Source organism: Microbacterium sp. 67-17 (genome assembly GCF_001898325.1).
In the GTDB taxonomy this organism is placed as follows: Bacteria; Actinomycetota; Actinomycetes; order Actinomycetales; family Microbacteriaceae; genus Microbacterium; species Microbacterium schleiferi.
Genome location: NZ_MKTR01000034.1, coordinates 1 through 21,021, shown reverse-complemented (window position 1 = coordinate 21,021; position 21,021 = coordinate 1). Strand labels below are relative to the sequence as shown.

Annotated in this window: 19 protein-coding genes; 16 read left to right on the top strand and 3 right to left on the bottom strand. The window is 66.3% G+C overall.

Translation table 11 applies throughout. From position 1 onward, the window contains the following. Positions 1-6: 6 nt before the first annotated feature. The 11 genes from BGO47_RS13225 (at position 7) to BGO47_RS13175 (ending at position 12,450) form a co-directional block, all read left to right on the top strand. Positions 7-1,992, top strand: coding sequence for a hydantoinase B/oxoprolinase family protein (locus tag BGO47_RS13225; RefSeq protein ID WP_212742813.1), 1,986 nt, complete (start codon positions 7-9; stop codon positions 1,990-1,992). Beyond that, a complete protein-coding gene (locus BGO47_RS13220; protein WP_137878353.1) occupies positions 1,989-2,279 on the top strand; it encodes a hypothetical protein in 291 nt (96 codons plus the stop codon). Before BGO47_RS13225 ends, BGO47_RS13220 begins: the two co-directional genes overlap by 4 nt. Continuing rightward, the gene (locus BGO47_RS13215; protein WP_137878352.1) at positions 2,276-3,067 is read left to right on the top strand and encodes an SDR family oxidoreductase; all 792 of its coding nucleotides are present in this window, start codon (positions 2,276-2,278) and stop codon (positions 3,065-3,067) included. Before BGO47_RS13220 ends, BGO47_RS13215 begins: the two co-directional genes overlap by 4 nt. Before the next feature lie 350 nt (positions 3,068-3,417). Continuing rightward, on the top strand, positions 3,418-4,503 hold the full coding sequence (locus tag BGO47_RS13210) for a LacI family DNA-binding transcriptional regulator (RefSeq protein ID WP_137878351.1): 1,086 nt from the start codon (positions 3,418-3,420) through the stop codon (positions 4,501-4,503). After that, positions 4,500-5,792 carry a sugar ABC transporter substrate-binding protein gene (locus tag BGO47_RS13205; protein ID WP_137878350.1) on the top strand — a complete coding sequence of 431 codons (1,293 nt, stop codon included), beginning with the start codon at positions 4,500-4,502 and terminating at the stop codon, positions 5,790-5,792. The genes BGO47_RS13210 and BGO47_RS13205 overlap by 4 nt, the downstream gene beginning before the upstream one ends. A gap of 53 nt (positions 5,793-5,845) precedes the next feature. Next, positions 5,846-6,727, top strand: a complete 882-nt coding sequence (locus BGO47_RS13200) for a sugar ABC transporter permease (protein WP_137878349.1) — start codon at positions 5,846-5,848, stop codon at positions 6,725-6,727. Between the two features lies 1 nt (position 6,728). Beyond that, positions 6,729-7,583, top strand: coding sequence for a carbohydrate ABC transporter permease (locus tag BGO47_RS13195; RefSeq protein WP_137878348.1), 855 nt, complete (start codon positions 6,729-6,731; stop codon positions 7,581-7,583). After that, entirely contained in the window at positions 7,580-8,584 is a 1,005-nt protein-coding gene (locus BGO47_RS13190; protein WP_137878347.1) for a nucleoside hydrolase, read from the top strand. Before BGO47_RS13195 ends, BGO47_RS13190 begins: the two co-directional genes overlap by 4 nt. 111 nt (positions 8,585-8,695) lie before the next feature. Continuing rightward, a complete protein-coding gene (locus tag BGO47_RS13185; protein WP_212742812.1) occupies positions 8,696-9,619 on the top strand; it encodes a ribokinase in 924 nt (307 codons plus the stop codon). A 615-nt stretch (positions 9,620-10,234) separates the two neighbouring features. Next, positions 10,235-11,308 (top strand): ImmA/IrrE family metallo-endopeptidase, encoded by a 1,074-nt coding sequence (locus BGO47_RS13180; RefSeq protein WP_228179189.1) that lies wholly within the window; start codon positions 10,235-10,237, stop codon positions 11,306-11,308. Further along, the gene (locus tag BGO47_RS13175; RefSeq protein WP_138174616.1) at positions 11,305-12,450 is read left to right on the top strand and encodes a hypothetical protein; all 1,146 of its coding nucleotides are present in this window, start codon (positions 11,305-11,307) and stop codon (positions 12,448-12,450) included. Before BGO47_RS13180 ends, BGO47_RS13175 begins: the two co-directional genes overlap by 4 nt. Here BGO47_RS13175 and BGO47_RS13170 read toward each other — a convergent pair. The 3 genes from BGO47_RS13170 to BGO47_RS13160 form a co-directional block, all read right to left on the bottom strand. Further along, entirely contained in the window at positions 12,401-13,039 is a 639-nt protein-coding gene (locus BGO47_RS13170) for a hypothetical protein (protein ID WP_171024261.1), read from the bottom strand. The genes BGO47_RS13175 and BGO47_RS13170 overlap by 50 nt on opposite strands. Then, complete coding sequence (locus BGO47_RS13165) at positions 13,029-13,355, bottom strand: helix-turn-helix domain-containing protein (RefSeq protein WP_138174612.1); 327 nt, start codon at positions 13,353-13,355, stop codon at positions 13,029-13,031. The genes BGO47_RS13170 and BGO47_RS13165 overlap by 11 nt, the downstream gene beginning before the upstream one ends. A gap of 177 nt (positions 13,356-13,532) precedes the next feature. Next, entirely contained in the window at positions 13,533-13,856 is a 324-nt protein-coding gene (locus tag BGO47_RS13160; RefSeq protein WP_138174610.1) for a hypothetical protein, read from the bottom strand. A gap of 290 nt (positions 13,857-14,146) precedes the next feature. On the opposite strand from BGO47_RS13160, the gene BGO47_RS13155 reads away from it, so the two are divergent. The 5 genes from BGO47_RS13155 to BGO47_RS13135 are packed head-to-tail and all read left to right on the top strand — an operon-like array spanning position 14,147 to position 20,605. Next, positions 14,147-14,860, top strand: coding sequence for a TnsA-like heteromeric transposase endonuclease subunit (locus BGO47_RS13155; protein ID WP_212743498.1), 714 nt, complete (start codon positions 14,147-14,149; stop codon positions 14,858-14,860). Then, on the top strand, positions 14,857-15,168 hold the full coding sequence (locus BGO47_RS13150) for a hypothetical protein (RefSeq protein ID WP_138174608.1): 312 nt from the start codon (positions 14,857-14,859) through the stop codon (positions 15,166-15,168). Before BGO47_RS13155 ends, BGO47_RS13150 begins: the two co-directional genes overlap by 4 nt. A gap of 45 nt (positions 15,169-15,213) precedes the next feature. Then, the gene (locus tag BGO47_RS13145; RefSeq protein WP_292712592.1) at positions 15,214-17,364 is read left to right on the top strand and encodes an integrase; all 2,151 of its coding nucleotides are present in this window, start codon (positions 15,214-15,216) and stop codon (positions 17,362-17,364) included. After that, positions 17,361-18,518 (top strand): TniB family NTP-binding protein, encoded by a 1,158-nt coding sequence (locus BGO47_RS13140; protein ID WP_138174604.1) that lies wholly within the window; start codon positions 17,361-17,363, stop codon positions 18,516-18,518. The genes BGO47_RS13145 and BGO47_RS13140 overlap by 4 nt, the downstream gene beginning before the upstream one ends. Then, positions 18,515-20,605, top strand: coding sequence for a TniQ family protein (locus BGO47_RS13135; RefSeq protein WP_138174602.1), 2,091 nt, complete (start codon positions 18,515-18,517; stop codon positions 20,603-20,605). Before BGO47_RS13140 ends, BGO47_RS13135 begins: the two co-directional genes overlap by 4 nt. Positions 20,606-21,021: the final 416 nt, after the last annotated feature.

Genomic DNA, 21,021 nt, shown 5'->3' with positions numbered 1-21,021 from the left:
CACATCGTGCCGATCATCCCCGTCGCGGGTTCCGAGGAATTCGCCAACCAACCCGTCACCGCGGACGAGACCCGCCGCCTGCTCGCCGGCAAGATCGCCCTCCATTCCGTGGCACCCGACCTCGTCGAAGGACTCGACCCGTTGACGTACGAGGTCATCAGACACCGCCTCACCTCCATCACCGAGGAGATGGGGGAGGCGCTGAAGAAGATGTCCGGATCCGTCGTGGTCACCGACTGCAACGACTTCGACGCCGCCATCATGGACGAGGTCGGCGATGTGGTCCAGGTGGGCCTGTACAACACCGAGCTGGCCGCATCCCTGGACATGGCGGCGAACTGGACGCTGCGCAACCGGGTGGACTCGCCCGGTATCGCCCCCGGCGACATGTTCCTGTGCAACGACCCCTGGGTGGGCGGCGGGCTGCATCAGAGCGATGTGAGCCTGTTCGCCCCGCTGTTCCATGAGGGTGAGCTGTTCGCCTGGACGGGCGCGGTCGCCCATCAGGTCGACCTCGGCGGAGTGTCCCCGGGCAGCTGGTCGGTCGGCGCGACCGACGTGTTCTGGGAGTCCGTACCCACCCCGCCGGTGAAGATCGTGGACGGCGGAGTGATCCGCAAGGACGTGGAGGACGTCTACCTGCGTCGATCCCGCGTCCCCAAACTCGTCGCCCTGGACCTTCGAGCGAAGATCGGCGCCAACAACGTCGCGCACGAACGCCTTCGGGCGCTCATCGCACGGTACGGCGCCGACACGGTCAAGGCCGTGATGCGCCGCACCATGGACGACGCCGAACGGCGGCTGCGCGCCAAGCTGCTCGAGATCCCCGATGGCACCTGGTCCGCGGTAGCCCACCAGGACTCCGCCCGGGCCGGAGACGACGGCGTCTACAAGATCGTGCTCACCCTCTCCAAGACCGGCGACCGGCTCACGTTCGACTTCACCGGCACGGACCCGCAGGTGGAGGGCCTCATCAACTGCACCTATGCGGGCCTGCGCGGGGGGATCATGCCGATCCTCCTCACCACCCTGTGCGGAGACATCCCCTGGGCGCCCGGCGGGATCTACCGCTGCCTGGACATCATCAGCGAACCCGGCACGATCAACAACTGCACCTTCCCCGCCGGCATCGGGAAAGCATCGGTGGCATCCGCATGGGCGACCCAGAACGTCGTCACCGAATGCCTGGCCGGCCTGCTGGACACGCACGTCGAGCACCGTCAACGGCTGATGAGCGTGTGCTGCGGAACCTGGGACTTCGCGCTGCTCGCCGGCGTCGACCAGCGCGGCGGCGGCTTCGTGACCATGCTGTGCGACTCCATGGCCGGCGGCCTCGGCGCACGCACCGACTCCGACGGCGTCGACACCGGCGGGCTGGCCTGCATCCCGATGGGACGCATCGCCGACTCGGAGATGAACGAGTTCGCCTTCCCCATGCTCTATCTCTGGCGACGAGAGGAAGCAGACTCGGGCGGTCCCGGCCGCCACCGCGGCGGTGTCGGCGCCTCCAGCTGCTTCATCCCCTGGGACAGCCCGATCGGCGGAGTCCACCTCGTGGTGTCCGCCCCGGGCAAGGCCCTCCCCCTGGCAACCGGGATCAGCGGCGGGATGCCGGCCGGCACCCAGTACGACGTCCTCGTCCGCAACAGCCTCGTGCAGGATCTCTTCGCGCAGGGCAGGATCCCCCGATCCATCGACGAGCTCGGAGGAGACGAGCAGCTCGTCCCGACCCATCACGAGACCGATCTCGGCCCCACCGACGTGTACTTCACCCACTGGCAGGGCGGAGGAGGATACGGAGACCCGCTGCTCCGAGAGCCGGAACTTGTCGCCGCCGACGTCCTCGCCCGCAAGGTCAGCCCGGCCGCCGCCGCCCAGGTGTACGGCGTCGTGCTGGACGGTCACGCGACCGTCGACCACATCGCCACCAACGAGACACGCAACCGCCTGCGACACGACAGGGCCGGAATAGAGGAGGGGGTGGCGCGATGACCACGAGAATCGACGACAACCTGCTCCTGGACGGCGCCATCGTGACATGCCGCCACTGCGGCACGATCCTGGGAGACGACCACGATCCGATCAGGGACGCGGTCGTACGCGAGTCCGAACCGAGCGAAGCCGGCCCGGGGGTGAGAGCCGCGGCCACCAACTTCGCCACCCGGCGGATCCTCCTGCGCCGCGCGTTCTGCCCATCCTGTCTGGTGCAGCTGAAGTTCGAGATCGTCCCCGCAGACGAAGCATCCTTCCGGTCAAGCCGGGTCGGAGCCGGCCTGTGAGCGACGCCGGGAGCCCGAGGCCGTCGGCGGCCCGCTCGCTCGCCGACCGCGTCGTCGTCATCACCGGCGGCGGGCAGGGAATCGGGCGCGCGTATGCCCGCGAGATCGCGGCGGACGGGGGAATCGCCGTGATCGCCGACGTCAACGAGACCACGGGGCGCTCCGTCGAACAGGAGATCCTCGCCGCCGGCGGGGAGGCGGTCTTCCACCCCCTCGATGTCAGCGATGCCGGCAGCTGCCAGGCGCTGGGCCGGTTCGTGTCCCAGCGCTACGGCAGGGTCGATGGTCTGGTCAACAACGCCGCAGTGTTCTCCACGATCACGATGCGGCCGTTCTGGGAGATCCCCGTCGAGGAGTGGGATCGGCTCATGGCGATCAATCTGCGCGGACCGTGGCTTCTCACCACCGCCTTGCTGAACAGTCTTAGAGCCTCGCCGGCAGCGTCGATCGTCAACATCTCCTCGGACGCGGTCTGGCTCGGCCGCGGCGGGTACCTCCACTACGTCGCAAGCAAGGGCGGCGTCGCAGCGTTGAGCTTCGCCATGTCGCACGAGCTCGGCGCAGACGGCATCCGGGTCAACACCGTCGCGCCCGGCCCCACCTACACCGAAGTCGAACGCGCGACCGTGTCCCCTGCGCAGAAGACCGCCATGCTCGAACGTCAATCGCTGCACCGGGAGGCGCATCCCGAGGACATGGTCGGCGCGGTGCTCTTCCTCCTCTCCGATGCGAGCGGATTCATCACGGGCCAGACCCTCCACGTCAACGGGGGAATGCTGCACGCCTGATCGGAGATCGGGCTGGGAAAAAGCCAGGAAAGACCGTCGTTGCCACGCTCTAGAAGCAAGGCGACGACGGTCTCTCTGTTGCTGATCGTTGGAATCCGGTATGACCGGCCCGGCCCACTATCTCCACCGACGACAGCATCATGGGCTTGCTTTATCTGCTCAACAGAACTAATCTCTGAGAAGTGCTACGCGCGTAGATGCGTCATGTTGCAGATTGGAATGCAGTCGATGAGGATGCTTCCCCGCTCGTCGGAGGCGGTGGCGACGATTGTCCCAGCGGATGCCACCTCTAGGCAGTGCGCCGCGCACTGGTCGACGCAACCTGCCCACGACACGCGGAGTGCACGGAAATGACGTTTGTCACCCGCGCCGACGTCGCCGCACGTGCGGGCACCTCGGTGGCGGTCGTCAGCTACGTCGTCAATGACGGCCCGAGATCCGTCGCTCCTGCCACCCGCCAGCGCGTGCAACGAGCCATCGAGGAACTGGGGTACGTTCCCAATCGCAGCGCGCAAGCACTGGCGGGCTCACGAACATTCGCCTGTGGTCTCCTGCTCCCGGACATTTCCAACCCGTTCTTCGCGTCACTGGCGCACGCACTCCAGGACGAGGCGATGCGGCATGGCCTGACGTTGCTGCTGGGCGACTCGGGCGGGGACAAAGACCGTGAACAGCGACTGCTCGCCACCTTCCTGGAGCAGCGTGTTCGTGCGCTCATCGTGGTCGGCGTGGACGACTCGCCGCACCTGGAAGCGGCGACACGCTATGGGGTGCCTGTCGTGATGCTCGACCGTGGCAACAGCAGTCCGGAGTTCTCTTCGGTATGCATCGACAACTACGCGGCGGCCCGACACGGTACCGAGTTTTTGATCGAGGCCGGACACCGCCGCGTCGGGTTCGTCGGAGGACCGCACGGACTCGGTGTTGCGGCGCAGAGGCTCGCCGGGTTCCGAGCCGCGTTGCAAGACCATGGCATCGAAGAAGTCCCCGCGTGGAACTTCTCGGGTGAGTTCTCCAAGCAGAGCGGCTACGAGATCGGATCGACGATCAGTCAGCTGCCGGATCGGCCCGATGCGGTGTTCGTCTCCAGCGACCAGCAAGCGATCGGCCTTCTCGCGGCTCTGCTGGACCGGTCGGTCAGGGTGCCCGCCGACGTGGCGATGGTCTCCCTGGACGGCACCGACGACGGCCGGTACACGCGGCCGCCGCTCACCTCGGTGCTGCAGCCGGTCGACCAGATCGCCCGGCAGACCATGGACATGGTCACCGGCTCCCGGCACACAGCCCCCAGCCGTGTCACCATCCCGCACCGGCTCATCCTGGGCCGGTCGAGCGGGTCGGCTCGTGAAGCCGACCCCGCACACAGCCCTCCTCACCCTGGAGGAGACCTGGAAGCACACACCGCAGTCAACACACAGCAAAGGAGCTACGAATGAAGACAACTCGATGGGCCGCGGCGGCGGCAGTATTCGCCACGGCCACGCTCGTCACCGCGTGCACCGCCAGCGGAACACCCGACTCCTCGGAGGGCGGCGACGTGACCATCACGTTCCTGCACATCTTCGGGGAAGGATTCGACGACGCGATCGCGGCCTTCGAAGACGCCCACCCCAACATCACCGTGTCCTCCGAGTCGGTGCCCTTTGACCAGCTGGTCTCCCAGACGCAGGCCCGCCTCGGCTCCGGAGACACCTCGATCGATGTGATCGCAGTCGACCCGCCCCGTCTGCCCGCCATGGTCACCGACGGATATCTGCTGGACGTGAGCAGCGACTTCGCAGATCCCCCGGTGAGCCTTTCCGAGCCTGGCGTCCAGTCGGTGACGTGGGAGGGCAAGCAGTACTCGTACCCGCTCTGGTCCTCAGACGGATTCCTGCTCTACAACAAGGCGCTGCTGGAGCAGGCCGGCATCACCCCGCCGTCCAGCGACGATTCGTCACGACTGACATGGGAACAGGTCCTCGCGGACGCACAGCGCGCCAAAGAGGCAGGAGCCGCGTACGGGCTCGGATTCGAGCAGGTCGACCGCTACTACCAGCTGCAGCCGCTCATCGAGTCCTTCGGGGCGACAAGCGGGCTCGGCGGGGAAGGCAATCTCACCCCCGACGTCAACTCGGACGACTGGAAGAAGTGGGGGAAGTGGTATCAGCAGATTCACACGAGTGGTCTCGCGCCGATCGGAGTGGACGCGACGCAGATGCCGGAGATGTTCACAACCGGTCAGATCGCCTACTTCGTGGCGTCATCGTCCAGAGTCAAGCAGTTCCAGGACTCTCCGCTGGCTGACGGGTGGGGCGTCGCCCCTCTGCCGTACTTCGCAGGCGGCGAGATCTACACACCCACGGACAGCTGGGCAGTCGGGGTGAGCGCCTACAGCGAACATAAGGACGCCGCGGAGGAGTTCGGCCGCTTCCTCTCGATGTCCACGGACGGCGGGAACCTCATCAGCCAGATCTACACGTTGCCCCCGGTGAACCAGGACGTCTATCCGGACTTCATCGCCGGCCTGGAAGCGATCGCGCCCGAGCCTGCCAAGGCGATGGATTCCCTCTTCCCTGTCGACTCGGAAAAGCACGCCCTGCATCGTCCCTCCAGCATCGGATACGTGGAGTTCGAAACGGTCATGAACAAGGCGTTTTCCGACATCCGCAACGGTGGCGACGTGAGCGGCATCCTCGATTCAGCGCAACAGCAACTCGAATCCCAACTCGCCCAGTACCGGTGAATTGGGTGGGGTCGGCCGCTGAGCCGACCCCACCCCTCTGAGGAGAGCAGCACATGTCCGTCACCCGGACCGTCACATCCCGTTCACGGACCCGAACACGCCGGTCCGCGCTGACCGCCCTGGCCTTTCTGGCGCCCGCGGTCGTCGGAGTCGTCTTGCTCCGCCTCTGGCCTGCCGTGGAGGCGCTGGTCGGCTCCTTCACTAGCCGAAGCGGGGATGTCAGCTTCGGAACATTCGAACGGCTTTTCAGTGATCCGACCTTCATCGGATCGCTGAAGGTGACCCTCCTCTTTTCCGTCGTCATCAACCCGCTCCAGATCGCCCTGGCGCTGCTTCTCGCCGTGCTCCTGACGCAGACAGTCCCCCTGGTCGGCCTCTGGCGCACGTTCATCTTGCTTCCCGTCGCGGTCCCGCAGATCGTCTCCGCGATCATCTGGGGCGTGCTCTTCCGACCCGACGGCCCGTTCAACAGTGTGCTCGTCGCACTCGGTCTTCCGGCCGTCCCGTGGCTCACCAGCCCGGACATGGCGCTGTGGTCCATCGTTATCATCTGCAGCTGGGTCGGCGTCGGATACTGGATGACGTTCCTCGTCGCGGGCATCAAAGACATTCCCGAGACGCTGTACGAGGCGGCCCAACTGGACGGCGCCGGTCCATGGCGGAGATTCACGAATATCACGCTGCCAGGGCTGCGCCGCCCGCTTCTGTTCGTGCTCGTGGCCGACACGGTCGCGAACTTCCTCGTGTTCGCGCCGGTCCGGCAGCTCACTCGAGGAGGCCCCGAGGGTTCCACCAACCTCATCATGAACACGATCTTTGAACGCGCCTACCAGATCGGCGATCTGCCCGCAGCATCCGCTGCCACCACGATCCTGGTGCTCATCGTCGTCGTGGTGGTCGGCATCCAATTCCGCCTCCTCCCAGGGAAGGACTGATATGACCCTCGATGTCTCGACGGCCAGAGAACGGCGATACGGCCGGTGGCTGCTGCTGGCTGTGCTCCCCATCGTCGCGGTGTCGCTGCTGCCCCTCTTCTATACGTTCATCTCGTCCTTCCGCCCCGGAAGCGAGATCTTCCAGTACCTCAGCCCGCTCTCCGTCCACACGTTCTGGCCGAAAGAACTCACGCTCGAGAACTATGCCACTCTCTTGTCGGGTACCTTTCTGCCCGCGCTACTCAACAGCGTGATAGTCACGACCGTGACTGTCGTGATCGGGCTGACTGTGGCGTCGCTCGCAGCATTCGGGCTCGCAGTGTTCGACTTTCCGCTCAAGAACGCGCTGTTCGTGGCACTGGTATTGAGCTTCCTGATCCCGTTCGAAGCGGTTGCCATCCCGCTGTCCTCGATGTTCCGTGACCTGGGTCTTGCGAACACCTACGCGGGCCTGATCCTGCCGGGCATCGGCAACGGGCTCGCGATCTTTCTCCTACGACAGTTCTTTCTCGGGATACCTCCGTCATTGTCCGAAGCCGCCCGCATCGACGGCGCGTCGTGGCTCAGAGTGTTCTGGACGATCTACCTGCCGCTGTCGCGCCCGTCGCTCGTGGGGGCGGGACTGATCCTGTTCGTCTTTCAATGGCAGTCGTTCCTCTGGCCGTTGATCATCGCCCCCAGCCCCACGATGAAAGTCGCCCCGATCGCGATCGCCGACCTGGCCGGTGAGGCGGAGATCGACTTCGGCGCTATGTTCGCCGGCGCACTGCTTACCGCCGCCCTGCCCCTGATTCTCCTTCTCGTCTTCCAGCGGCAGTTCACCAACTCCCTCGCCTCCAGCGGAACGAAAGAATGACCCTTCGTCACCATCTCATCATCGACTGCGATCCGGGCAGCGGGGTCCCGTTCTCCGACGTGGACGACGGGCTCGCGCTAGCCCTTGCGCTCGCACACCCTGACGTGCACGTGGACGGAATAACGATCGTCGCAGGGAACACGCCACGGGAACTCGGCTATGCATCCGCGGCGGAGCTCGTATCTCTTGCGAAGACGCATACGCCGATCTTCGTCGGCGCTGACGACCCTCCCGGCGGGGACGACACGGTCTGGAGGCCGCTGCTCGACGACAGGCGCGACGCGACGGCCTGGAAGAGCGAGTACGGCGGCTCCATCTTCCTCGCACCCACCGGGCACACAACGACTCGAACGGCTGTCGATTTCCTCGTGGACACGGTGAAGGCATCACCGGGTCAGATCACGATCGCAGCATTGGGGCCTCTGACCAACATCGCCGCCGCGATCCGCCGCGATCCGGGATTCGTTCGCGCCGTCAAACACATCGCCGTCATGGGCGGAGCGTTCCTTCAGGACAGCTTGCCGCAAGAGCTCAACTTCGGATACGACCCGGACGCCGCGCACATCGTCATGACATCAGGGGCAGACCTGTCCCTGATCCCCTTCGATGTCACATCGACGACGTTGCTCACCCATCAGCAGCTCGAGCTGCTCGATGAGGACGACCCGCTGCAGGCATTCCTCAAGGCCACGACCTCGCCCTGGATGAGGTATACCGATTCCCGGTTCGGGCTCGGCGGCTGCTACCTGCATGACCCCCTCGTCATCGCCAGCCTCATCGACCCGAGCCTGGTCACCTGGAAGACCGCATCCGTGGACGTCGTCCTGGCCGATCCGGTGGCGCGCGGACGACCGATCCGTTGGGACCCGCAAGGAACCATCTTCGGCGGAGGGTCCCAAGTACTGCCCCATATCGGGTCCGCGCATGTCGCGGAAAGCGTCGACCGAGCGAGATTCGCCGGACTCCTCGTCGACACCCTCGCAGGTTTCCGTGTGCGCTGAACGCCGACGGGGCTGTGCACAAGCGCCGGCGCGGCTGACCCCGTAGAGTGCCGTCGGTCGATCTGACCCACCAGCCATGCCAGGCCCTTGCGCAGCCACTCGACATTTCGAGTGTTGACTCAATCCAATAGGAGGTTTCTCATCGAAGGCTTGCCTAGCACCGACGTGGCAGTCGTCGGATCCGCGAACCTCGACTACGTCGTTCATGTTCGTCGACCACCAGCTCCGGGCGAGACGGTCCTGGGGAAGCGACTATCTACCTACCCCGGGGGCAAGGGACTGAACCAAGCCGTCGCTGCCGCAGCGATCGTCCGGACCGCTCTTGTCGGGGCCGTCGGGAACGACCCGGCAGGTGATCAGCTGCGGCGCGCGCTGAATCAAGTGCACGTCGACACGAGGTTCCTCCACTCCGTTCGAGAGGCTTCAGGGGTGGCCATCGTGCATGTGTTCGATGGGGCAGAGAACAGCATCACGGTGATCCCCGGCGCGAACGAGAGCCTCACCGCGGACGATACGACTGCCGCCCTCGCAGTCCTCCGCCCGCGAATCGTCATTTCTCAACTTGAGGTACCTCTCGAGTCGGCCATCGCCACAGCGCACTGGGCCAAGCAGAACAACGCACGCTGGATACTGAACCCGAGCCCACTCGACCGACTGATCAATGCATCCCCAACGCAAACGATTCGTAGCCTTCTGCGATCGGCGGATCCCCTCATCGTCAACGCCGCCGAAGCGTCGGCGCTACTGCGAACGCCCACCGGTGCCACATTCAGGGAACTTGCCGACGAACTCACTTCCCACGCGTTATCGGTAGTCGTAACCAATGGGGCCCAAGGTTCCTATGTAGGCGACATATCCGAACTAATCCTCGTGCCTGCCGACCCGGTGCAGGTCGTCGACACGACCGGTGCCGGCGACGCCTTCGCAGGAACCCTCGCCGGACACCTTAGCGCTGGTAAGGACCTAGCAACTGCGGCAAGACTCGCGAGTCGTTCAGCCGCACGGATTGTGGCGACTCCGCGCTCTGATCGCTGAGAGTGAGTTTCGTATCGCTCTACCGAGTTCGACACCGGTCGCGTTGTTGGCACCTCCAGCGACCACGATCGATAGTGTGGCGGCCGCCTTGGCCAGTGCAGCGGGCTGCAGGGCGGGCACTGGGCGCACTCCGTCTTCACAGGACGCGCCCAGTACATGGGCGATTCGGTCTGCGTTCAGCTGCCGGACGATGGACCGGTGGATTCGACTGCGTGCACTGTAGCGATCCTGCCGGGTGATAGGTGCCGGGCATGCGTCTTGCGATCACCGACAGTCGCTTGAGAGCTACACAGGATCCTCTTTGCCATGCGTAGGAATGTGCCATATCGCGTGGAATCCTGGCCCTGAATCCGTTGCCAACTACCGTGGAATCGTGGGGTTTCATGCCATCTCGAGCTGGAACCTACAGGTAGTAGTTGTAGGTTCCACGTGAAGATGGCCGTTTCTGTGTCAACTTGGCCCGCACTTGGCCATTCGGCCAAGTGCGGTGGATGGATTTGGCATCGACGTGATCGGGCGGCTCATCTCCGTCGACCCGGTCTGGCGTGGGGTCGCGGTCAGAGTGGGCTGTTCACATCCAACACGCGAGAATATTTCTGCACATGGATCGCGCGATTGTCGGAGGCGCTGACTAAGATGGGAGTCATGGCAGAGTTTGCTTCTGATCGCCGGACCGGCCGGGTGATGCTCGGCACGGTCCGAGTTGCGCGTGGGTGGACGCAGGGTGCGTTGTCCGAAGCCACGGGGATCTCGCAAGCGGTGCTGTCGAAGGCGGAATCCGGGCTGGTGGAGTTGGACCCCGACCGCCTGGAGAAGCTGAGCGGTGTGCTGCGTGTTCCACCGGTGCTGCTGACGGTCCCGGTGGATGAGGGAGCGGCGCCGTATGTGTTCCATCGCAAGCGCTCCACGTTGCCCCTGTCGGTGGCGAACCGGTTGCGGGCAGAACTGGAATTGCTGCACTTGCAAGTGACGGGGCTCGTCGCGGGAGACACGCCGGTGCGGCTGGTGCGGCACCCGCTTCCGCCCGATGGCTTCGATACTCCGGAGGAGATCGCGCAGGAGGTGCGTGCGTCGATCGGTATCGCGTCCGGTCCGCTGGAAGACCTCGTGCGCTCGCTGGAGGATGCCGGGGTTGTGGTGGTGAAGCGATCGTTGGGGTCGGAGCGGATCGATGCGATGGTGAGCTGGCCGGAAGGACAGCGACCAGTGGTGCTGCTGGGAGATCACATTCCGCCGGATCGGCAGCGGTTCTCGCTGGCGCATGAGCTTGCGCACGCGGTGATGCATCAGGTGCCGTCGGAGACGCAGGAGTCTGAGGCGGATCGGTTCGCGGCGGAGTTCTTGATGCCGGCGCAGGATGTGCGCATGGATCTGGCGGCGGCACCGGTGACGATCCCGGGCTTGGCACGGTTGAAGTCGAAGTGGCGGGTGTCGATCGCGGCGCTGCTGCGGCGTGCGGTGGATCTGGATGTGATCAGCGAGGGCCGTTACCGGCAGTTGAACATCGAGCTCTCCCGCGCCGGATATCGGAGCGTAGAGCCGGTAGCGATCGCCGAGGAACATCCTGGTCTGATCGACCGGGTGGTGCAGCAGCGGCTGAATGAGGGTGAGAGCGTCGCAGAGCTCGCGCGCGACGCGTTCCTGGTTCAGGACGAGTTCGAAGACCTTTACGTGAGGAGCGCAGCATGACCGATCGGGCCAACATCGAGGTGGTCGACAGCTCTCTGGTTTCGCGGACGACGCGTGAGTCGCTCGCCGGTGCCACGCTGGTCGAGCGCACTTTGGGCGGGCGAGTGTTCACGATGGCTGGCGGTGAGACGATGCAGACCGCCCCGCACGTGAACATGGAACACGGCGGCATGGTGTTGTCGGGGCCGACGGCTCTTCAGACCGCCTGGCGCCTGCGGGCGCGGCATCAGGATTTGGTTTTCCTTATCGAGCCGACTTCGGTGCTCGCTCCGGCGACGGCCGAGCGCCCGTTGATTATCGATGAACCGGTGGATGCGCTCATCGCGCCCACGGTGGAGGAGACTCTCCAGGCGCAGCGCGATGCAGGCGCGGCGGTCGCGGTGATCCCAGCGGGGTTTGTGGACGTCGCAGACCCGGGGGCGCTTAAGGCGGTCCTCGCGGCTGCGGACAATATCGACCGCGACGACGTGATCCTCCCGTTGGCCGTCCATCAGAAGTGGTCGACGCCGGATCACATCTCGCAGTTGATCGCGGTCGCCGCGCGGAGCCGTCATCCGGTGGCGTTGGCGCTGGGAGCGAAGGCGGGTGATCCTCTGAATCTCAAGGGGGCGCCGGAGTCGTATCGCCGGTTCTTCGGCGAGGTGAAGGGTGCGGTGCCGTGGCGGGCGGACTTCGCTGGCATCGATGCGTTCGCGTCCGGCGCTCGCGCGGCCGTGATCGGGCAGATCCCGAGCCTGCGGCGCCTGCCGGTGCCGGGCAGCCGACCGTACTCGAGTCGCCCTGGTGATCGCACGCCGCACGTGCTGATGCCGGAGCTGATGCGATTCGCCCGGTCCAGCGAGATGCACCTGAAGTGGTTCGCCAGCGCGACTCCGTGGCCGTGCCCGTGTCGCCACTGTGAGGGACGCGCGGTGGACTCGTTCACCGGCTCCGATGAGGATCGGCTCCGGGCTCACCTGCACAATCTGGCCGCGCTGGACGAGATCGCAGGTATCGTCACCTCGATGGGGACCTCTCAAGTGGCACGGTGGTGGAATCAGCGTCTGGCGGAGGCTGAAGCGGAGCATGTTCGGCTCGCCCAGCACACGGGTGTCATGATCTCGATGCCGCCGACACTTGCCCGGTGGCGGTCGCTGAGCTGAGCGCCTGGCCGTAGATGCGCTCAGCGAACAGCCAGGAGGCGCCAGTGAACCGGGCGGGCTGGAAGGGCGCCGACGCGGCGACGGTCCGCTCGCCGTTGGCGTCGGCCACCGTAACGCCGACACCGTAGAAGGTTGCTTCGAGCAACAATATCTCGTCGAGCCGTCCAGAGGGGACGACGAGTCGACGACGCCCGTAGGGGGCGAATGTCGTCGCCAACTGCAGGGTGCTGCGACGGAACGGGCCGAACACCGATATCAGCCGCACCGTCACGGGAGGCTCCGCTCTTCGGATGAGAGTGGACTGGCTGCGGGCGACGGCGCGCTCTTCGGCGAACCCGCAGCGGACGGCTCGCCGAGCCAGGCGCCGCTCGTACGCATCGAGGCCCGCGAGGGCGGTGGGCTGATCGACGGGGAGCGTCAGCAGGAACCGCAGAGTGTCCAGGTCTTGTACAGACCCCGCCGCGTTTGTGGCGCGGCGGCGCTGGATCTCCGGGAGGTGAAGCTCGAGGTCGACGTGGACGCGATGGGCACCGGTTTGCCAACTCACCCCGGACGTCCCGGCGACGGTCGTGGAGGGGCTAGCTGTCATAGGGGCCTCCGATGCCCAGGGTGTCAGTCACCTCGGACGTGAGTTGAGATGCCGCCTGCCATACGAGATGGTCGCGACGCTGGTAGGCGAGGGTGCGTTCTCCCTCGAGATGGCCCACGACCTCGATGAGGCCGGCGCGTTTGAGTCGTGCGAGCATGCCGTGCACGATGCTCCCGGCCAGGCCCGTGGCCCGTTCGATGGCGGGAGCGTTGAACGTTGCGTCCGGTGCCTGCGAGATCTGCCACATCACGGAAAGCATGTGCTCGCTGCCGAAGACCGCCTTCGACAGCTCGGCCGCGCGGGCAAGGGTTGGCACCTACCCAGTCTAGATCAAATTCAAGATTCATGAAACATGGAGAACGCACCAGTGTGTGCTCTGGACGCCGCACCTTGCGAATTCGGCAGCGGTGGCACGTGGTGGCGCGACGCACGTCGAACACGTCGCTCACCGGTCGTCGCGACCGAGCTGTGGGTCGATCCGGGGCGCCGTGGGTTAGCTGGCGGCTCGATGCTGCGGGATCTCGGGCGCAGCTTCGGCGTACTCGCGGGCGGCGCGCATGTAGGGGTTGTCGCGGACCTGGTACAGCGTGGTCTTCTCCCCGGGCACACGGCCCAGGTACTCGATGAAATGCCTGGACTTCAGCCTCTTGATGAGCGGGTGGATGATCCCGCCGGGCAGTCCGGTGGCGTCGATGATCTGCTTCGGGGAGAACGGTTCATCGCCGTGCCGGGTGATCTCGACCAGCACGGTGTGCATGTAGCTGTTCCCGAAGAGCGCTTTGGAGTCTTCGGGGGCAATCGGGTGGATCGCCGTCATGCTCCGAGTGTCTCATATGCGTCGGACGCCGCCGACTGGTCGGCGGAGGTTTGTTGTGTATCTGACAGGCGCAACATCGAGCTTGGTAGTGAATGTGACATTTACTAGTGATTAGCTGTTTAGTGATTTAGTACAAAGCTGCTCACTTCTTTCTGTGGCGTCGGTGAGTTCCGCTGCGCGGTCGCGGGGCAACAGCATGTGTTCATGCGCACGCACCGCTGTCAGGTTCCGACCGGGGACACGGGCGATGGTGAGCTGCGGGCCGGGGAGCCGGGTCGGGGATGATCGCGGTGGCGTCGACGATCCGGATCCGTATGATGCAGGATCACGTCGACGTCGTTTCGCTGCCGGATGCCCGGTTGGGGGTGTTCGCGGCGGCGGTGCCGTGGCGTGAGTTCCGCTGGTACCGCAAGCAGCGTCACTTCTCCGGCTCGTACTGGTCCGCGACGATGCAGGCGCCCGTGGGGTACGAGTCGCGGCTGGAGTACGCGAACCTGCTGCTGTGCGACTTCGACCCGCGAGTGGACTGGATCCTGTCCCAGCCGTTCCTGATGGAGGGCGACGATCACGGCACGACCCGCAGGCACATCCCGGACTATCTGATCTCGCACACAGACCGGTTGGTGTGCGTTGTCGATGTGAAGCCGGCGGCGAAGCTGCAGGTCCCGGCGGTGCGGGACTCGCTGGACTGGACGCGGCGGGAGGTCGAGGCGCATGGCTGGGAGTACCGGGTGTGCTCCGAGCCCGATCCGGTGCTGCTGGCGAATGTGCAGTTCCTCGCCGGGTACCGGCGCAGCTTCCAGTTCGATCCCGGGCAGGTCGATGCCGCGGCGACCGTGCTGGGAGCCGCTGTGACGTTCGGGGAAGCGGTGCGTGCCGTGACTCCGATCGCGGGAGAGCAGCGGTTCGCCCGTTCCCTCGTGCTGCACCTGCTGTGGACACAGCGTTTGCGCACGGACCTGTCCCACCTGTTGAGCACGACGAGCGTATTGGAGCTGACATGAGCGCACGAGACGACCTTCGACCTGGCACTCCCTCCCTGCTCTTCGAGGAGGCTGGCCCGGAGCGGTCGACGAGATCGGAGCGCGACCGCGAGGCCGACACGGCGCGAGCATGCGAGGCGCTGGGCATCCCCGTGGCCCTGCCGGTGCCCCCGCAGTCACCGAGAGCGGACAAGGAAGCGGCAGCCCAGCTGCTGCGCGCCGTTGAGGAGTACCTGCGGCAAGTGCTCGGTACGCGCGTCGTGCAGCCACCGGCGCGGCATCTTCGCGTGACGGCGGAGAGCGGCTCATCCCTCCGTGACACGGCCTGAGTCCCGGCACCCGATCCCCGACTACTCACTTTGAGAGGAAGCATGATGATGGATAGCTGGATGCTGCGACCTGGGATGGACTTCGTCTACGACGGGGAGGCGTGCACGGTCGCGGAGATCGCTGACGGGGCGGTGATCATCCGCGACCGCACGGGCCGGCACCGCCGACTCCGGATGGTCGACGTGCTGCGCCCCGCCGCCGAGGGCGGCAAGGCCCACATCCCTGGCCACACGCGGGAAAGGGATGCTACTCCGCTGGGGGTGCTGTGGGCGGACGCTACCGACTCCGCGAAGGCACGCACCATGGAGCGCGCCGACCACGTCCGCGAGGTGCTCACCGGATACAAGTCCGGCACTCCGCAGATCCCGCGGGAGGGTGAGCCGCGCCTGGAATACCACCCGCAGCACAGTCTGCGACAGCGGACTGCGGCGAAGGCGACCGAACTCGGGAAGGGCGAACGGACCGTGCGCCGCTGGGTGGCGCAGTACCGGGAGTCCGGGGAGGCGGGCCTGATGGACTACCGGTCCTCCCAAGCCGGAAACGCGCTGACCGGGTTCGACCCGCGGTGGATCGCTACCGCGCAGACGGTCCTGGATGAGCAGACCCCCGAAGCGAAGGTCTCCAAGAAGATCATCATCGACCGGATCAATGCACGCACCGAGCGCGTCCACGGCCCGGGGACAGTGAAGCGCCCCTCGCGCGCGAGCGCGTACAACGCGCTGGCTGAGCTGGATCGAGGCCGGGCCACATTCACCGGCCCCACCAAACGCAAACGGTCGACCGCGAACCGACCCTCCGCACCCTACGGGCGGTTGTCGGCGGTCCGGCCGGGCGAGTACGTGCTGATGGACACCACGCCGCTGAACGTGTTCGCCGTCGCCCCGGTGACCGGGAAATGGGTGTCAGCGGATCTCACGATCGCGATGGACCTGTACTCGCGGTGCATCCTCGGACTGCGGCTCACGCCGGGTTCGACGAAATCGATCGACGTCGCCGGCGTGCTGATGGAGGCGCTGCAACCGTTTGATACGCCCACGGATTGGGGCACGTCCGCTCGCTGGCCGTACCACGGTCTGCCCGACACGCTGCTGGTAGACCCGACCCGTACGAAGGTGTCCCGGTTCACCCGCGCCGGCATCCTGCCGGAGACGCTGGTCGTCGACCACGGCGCCGCCTACCTGTCGGAGCATCTCACCAGCGGGTGCGCCCGGTTGGGGATCTCGATCCAACCCGCCCGGATCTACCAGCCCACCGACAAGAGCCCCGTGGAACGATTCTTCCGCACCCTCGACGACCTGCTGCAAGAGCTGCCCGGCTACAAGGGCGCGGACGTCGCCGGACGCGGCGAGGACCCCGAAGCAGAGGCCGTCTACACGGTGCCGCAGCTGGAGCAGATCATCCGGGAATGGGTAGCCACCGTCTACCACCTTCGTCCCCACAGTTCGTTGGAGGATCCAAACCTGCCCGGGGTAAAGCTCAGCCCCGCGCAACGATACGAACAGGGCCTGGCTGTCGCGGGACAGCTGCGTCTGCCCACCGACCGGAACGTGCTGCTGGAGCTGCTGCCGGTGGTGAAGCGGCAGTTCAACCACTACGGGGTGGAGATCCACAAACTCCGCTACACCGGCGAGTCGGTCGCGAAGTACCGCAACCGGGCCCGGTCGATCCACCGCGACAAGGGTACGGAGTGGCCATTCTTCGTCAACCCCGACGACCTCACCAGAATCTACTTCCACGACCCCGAGGACCACACCTGGCACACCCTCGAATGGGAGCACAAGGGCAGCTTCGACACCCCGTTCAGCCTGGACGCGTTGGAGTACGCGAAGAAGATCGCAATCCGGCAGGGTCGCCCCTCCCAGGTTGACGACGTCGCCGCGCAGCTGCTGGAGGACTGGGGCGCCGGCCGTGGTCTGACGCCATCGGAGCGGCGGATGAGCGCCCGGATGGCCGCACAGCTGAACGACAAGGAACCGGACCCGGACGGGGTGTGGTCGCTACGCACCGTGCAACGGATGCTCGACGCGGAACTGACCGCCTCGTCTGATCTCGGAACCGAGCTCACCGGCTCCGTCCGCGACCCGCGCCGACGCGTCGACACGCCCGAGACCGGTGATGATGACGACGAGGACGACATCGACGAGCCCACCATCCGCGGCGACTACCACTTCGAACCGATGGAGATGCTCCGATGACCAGCCCGACGAGCGCCCCGCAGCAGCCGCCCCGCCAACGGAGCCTCTCCACCTACGAGGGCTGGACAGACTTCGCCGAACGGCCTCCCCGCGCTCGCCCTGAGGAGCTCTCGCGCGCCCAGCTGGAGTCGTTGCCTGCTCGCGATCGCGTCGTCTACGACTTGGAGCGGCGGGTGTGGCACGCGAACATCCTGCTGCGCACACGGCAGGTAGAGGACATCGAACTGCAGCTGGCGGACATCCTCGACTCCAACCTGCAGGACTCCGACCGGGTGAAGTCAGCCGCAGCGATCGACGCCCCGCCGGCGCTCGGGAAGTCGACCGTGGTGAACAACTTCGGCCGCGTGTTCCACCAGCAGCGGATCGCGGAGGCCGGGGGATGGCTGGACGCGGACAGGGACGTGCGGCACCTGCCGGTGTGTCATGTGACGCTGACGGGGCGGCTGACGATCAAGGGCCTGCACATGATGATCCTCGGCTTCTACGCCCACCCCGCCACCGCCGGCATCCTGCACCGCTCCATGGCCGGCCGGGACCTGGCCCGGGCGGCGGCGGAGTGCATCGAACGGCATGACACCCGGCTGGTGATCGTTGACGACCTGCACTTCTTGAACATGCGCACCCGCGACGGGGTCGAAGTCGCCAACCAGCTGAAGTGGCTCGCAAACGAATACAACGCGACGTTCTTGTTCGCCGGCGTCGCCCTCCGCGCCCGCGGCCTGGTGGGTGAAGGGGAGACCGGCCGGGAGGCGGCGATGGCGCAGACCTTCCGCCGATGGACCGTCCTCGGGCTCAGCCCCTTCACGCTTACCCACAAGAGGGGCAGGGAGGAGTGGGACCGGCTGCTATTCGGCGTCGAACAAGCTCTCGTCCTCACCGGTGCTCGCCCCGGGATGCTGGTCGACCTGTCCCGGTACCTGTTCGCCCGCACCACCGGCAACATCGGATCCCTCATGGACCTGATCCGTCGCGGCGCGTCCCGCGCGATCCGCACAGGGCGGGAGGTCATCGATCGGGAACTGCTCGACGACATCCGCATCGATGAGGGCGCGGAGACGGAGCGCCGCGAGCTTGAGGCGAAGCTGGATCAGCAGCTGCGAAACCACCAGGCACGCCGCCGCAAGAACCAGGACGGCGAGGCGGCCGCCGCATGACCACGACGTCGACGATTTCCTATGAGGTGCGGGTGCTGCCGTTTCGGGTGCGGCCGCTGCCTGATGAGCCGTTCGACTCTTGGCTGGAGAAGATGGCGGCCACCTATGGGGCGACGATGAACGAGATGGCCTGCGCGCTCGGCCTCATCGAGCAGCAGGAGGGTGTGGCGGTGTCGGCGACCGCGTGGATGGCGGACAGTTGGGCCACCGCGCTGACTGATGAGCAGGCGTCGCGGCTCGAGGCGTCGACGGGCATTCCGGCGGATCAGTTCCAGGAGATGACGAGAATGCGGTTCGCGCACCATGCGATCCGGTACACCCGGCGGGGGCGGATCAGTTCGCAATGCCCGGCGGCGGGGACCGCGGGACGCTACTGCCCGGAGTGCCTGGTCGATTCGGGTGGCCGGTGGCGGATGTCGTGGCAGTTCCCGTTCGGGTTCGCCTGTTTTCGCCACCGCCGCCTGCTCGTGGACCGGTGCCCCGTGTGTGATCGTCCTGCCCGGTACCGTGCCCACCCGCTCGCGCTTGTTCCCGTTCCTGGCCGGTGCCACAATCCCGTCCAAGGGCCGGGACGGGGCCCGCAAGCGAACCGGTGTCGGGCCGACCTCACGGCCGACCCGACCCGCACTCCAGTGTCGCGGGCGGTCCTGGATGCGCAGCGGGCGTTGATGCGGATCGTTTCCACCGGCGGGGCAGGGTTCGGGATCTATGCGGAGGCGCCGCAGCCGGCGGTCGCGGTGCTGGAAGACACTCGGTTGCTGTCCCGTACCGCCCGGCACGCGATTGCCGCCGGCGATCGCCTCGACATCAGTCCGCTTGGTGAGGAGCTCGTGGCGCTGTTTAGGGCGAGCGAGGATTGGACGACGGCAGTACGGGCACGACCGGATTCTGCCGTCGGGGCCGCCGTCGGCACCACCCTCGCCGTCACCGCACTGGCGAAGCCGGGCAGTGTCGCCGCGCTGCTGCAGGGGCGGCTGGCTCAGAGTTCGTCGTACACGGCGCACACGCCGCAACTGCAGACCCTGATCGCGGCCGCGCTGGGGCGTCGTCGCCGGCCGACGGTGTTCCTGCAGTCCGCACCACCGTCAGGGGTCAGCCCGGTCGAACGAGCGCGAAAGGTACCGGCACAGTTGTGGGGCGAGTGGATCACCCGGTACGCGCCGCAACGGGTCGGCAGTGAGGTGGTGGCGTCGGCGTTGGCGGCGGCGGTGGTGTTCACGGGCACGAGGCTCACACACTCCGCCGCTCTTGCATTGCTCGATCCGCAGGCGCCGGCCCGCCAGGTGACCCATGTGATGCGTGACCTCGGTCGCAGCTCTCATGACGTGGGCACCCTGCACGCGATCCTCCGGCTGGCCGCGTTCCTCGATACGCATGACGTGCCCGTTGACTACGCCCGACGTCGCGCCCTCGACTACAGCGGGATCCTCCTCGAATCCCAGTGGCAGGAGGTGTGCCGGGTGGCGGGGGTATCGGCTGGGGGTGGACGACGATGGCGTTTGGCCCGGGCGCTCCTGCACCGGACACTGTCGGGGAATCCGATCCATTCGATCCCGCCGGAGTGGGATCAGGCAGGGGTGACCGCGCCGGCCGTCGCCCGCTTCGCCGATGGACTGCCGTCAGCGGTGCGGACGGGACTCGACCAGCTCGCCGCGGACTTCCTTCTCGTCAACGGCATCGATGAGCCCGTCACATGGACACCCGAGCCTTCGGACGGTGTCCCGGACGCGCCTGCGGCGTGGGCGCGGAGCCGCCCAGCACGATCAACGGCCGCGGACGTGATGCCTCCCGATGTGTTAGCGCGGGCGTATGCGGCGGGGGCGTCGACGTACGAGATCGCCGCGGACGTGAACGTGTCCCGGCAGACCGTGGGCCGCATCCTCGCCGACACGGGCACCAAGTCGCGTCGCGGACGACCCCCCACCTTCACCCTCGATTCCGATTGGCTACGCGACCACTATGAGACGCAAGGGAGGACTATGGCACAGATCGCGCACCTTGCCGGATGCAGCGAGATGACCATCAACCGGCACCTGCACGCCGCCGGCATCACCGTCCGCCCCCGCGGGAAAGCAGGGACGTCATGACAACTGAGAAGCGAACCTCCCGTCGGCTGCAGCAAGCCGCCAGGGAACGCATGAAGGCGACCGGAGAGAAGTACACCACGGCACTGCAAGCACTCATCGATGCGGCGCCGTTGCCGAGCACATCCTCGCCGACCGCCCCACGCGAGACACTGACATCCTCCCCTGGCGAGGATCATCCTTCTGACGACGCCCGCGCCCCTGGCTGGGCTCGGCGGCGGTATATCTGGGATGACCGCTGAGGGGAGCTGCAGGGTGGTGTCGAACGACGGTGAAGTGTACGAGAAGCCGTGGTCGGCACCGCACCTCGCCTGGAGTCCCGCGGGGTGGTGGTCTTTCGGGCCCGCGGCGTCGTGACCGCGACGGGGTGAGCCATCGTGCGATGGTCAGTGAGAACGACCAAGAACTCACACAGAAAG

Bases quoted from the DNA above. Each gene is read 5' to 3' on its own strand.
- BGO47_RS13220 (WP_137878353.1), top strand. From the start codon at position 1,989: ATGACCACGAGAATCGACGACAACCTGCTCCTGGACGGCGCCATCGTG.
- BGO47_RS13210 (WP_137878351.1), top strand. From the start codon at position 3,418: ATGACGTTTGTCACCCGCGCCGACGTCGCCGCACGTGCGGGCACCTCG.
- BGO47_RS13205 (WP_137878350.1), top strand. From the start codon at position 4,500: ATGAAGACAACTCGATGGGCCGCGGCGGCGGCAGTATTCGCCACGGCC.
- BGO47_RS13200 (WP_137878349.1), top strand. From the start codon at position 5,846: ATGTCCGTCACCCGGACCGTCACATCCCGTTCACGGACCCGAACACGC.
- BGO47_RS13195 (WP_137878348.1), top strand. From the start codon at position 6,729: ATGACCCTCGATGTCTCGACGGCCAGAGAACGGCGATACGGCCGGTGG.
- BGO47_RS13190 (WP_137878347.1), top strand. From the start codon at position 7,580: ATGACCCTTCGTCACCATCTCATCATCGACTGCGATCCGGGCAGCGGG.
- BGO47_RS13175 (WP_138174616.1), top strand. From the start codon at position 11,305: ATGACCGATCGGGCCAACATCGAGGTGGTCGACAGCTCTCTGGTTTCG.
- BGO47_RS13170 (WP_171024261.1), bottom strand. From the start codon at position 13,039: ATGACAGCTAGCCCCTCCACGACCGTCGCCGGGACGTCCGGGGTGAGT.
- BGO47_RS13160 (WP_138174610.1), bottom strand. From the start codon at position 13,856: ATGACGGCGATCCACCCGATTGCCCCCGAAGACTCCAAAGCGCTCTTC.
- BGO47_RS13150 (WP_138174608.1), top strand. From the start codon at position 14,857: ATGAGCGCACGAGACGACCTTCGACCTGGCACTCCCTCCCTGCTCTTC.
- BGO47_RS13145 (WP_292712592.1), top strand. From the start codon at position 15,214: ATGATGGATAGCTGGATGCTGCGACCTGGGATGGACTTCGTCTACGAC.
- BGO47_RS13140 (WP_138174604.1), top strand. From the start codon at position 17,361: ATGACCAGCCCGACGAGCGCCCCGCAGCAGCCGCCCCGCCAACGGAGC.
- BGO47_RS13135 (WP_138174602.1), top strand. From the start codon at position 18,515: ATGACCACGACGTCGACGATTTCCTATGAGGTGCGGGTGCTGCCGTTT.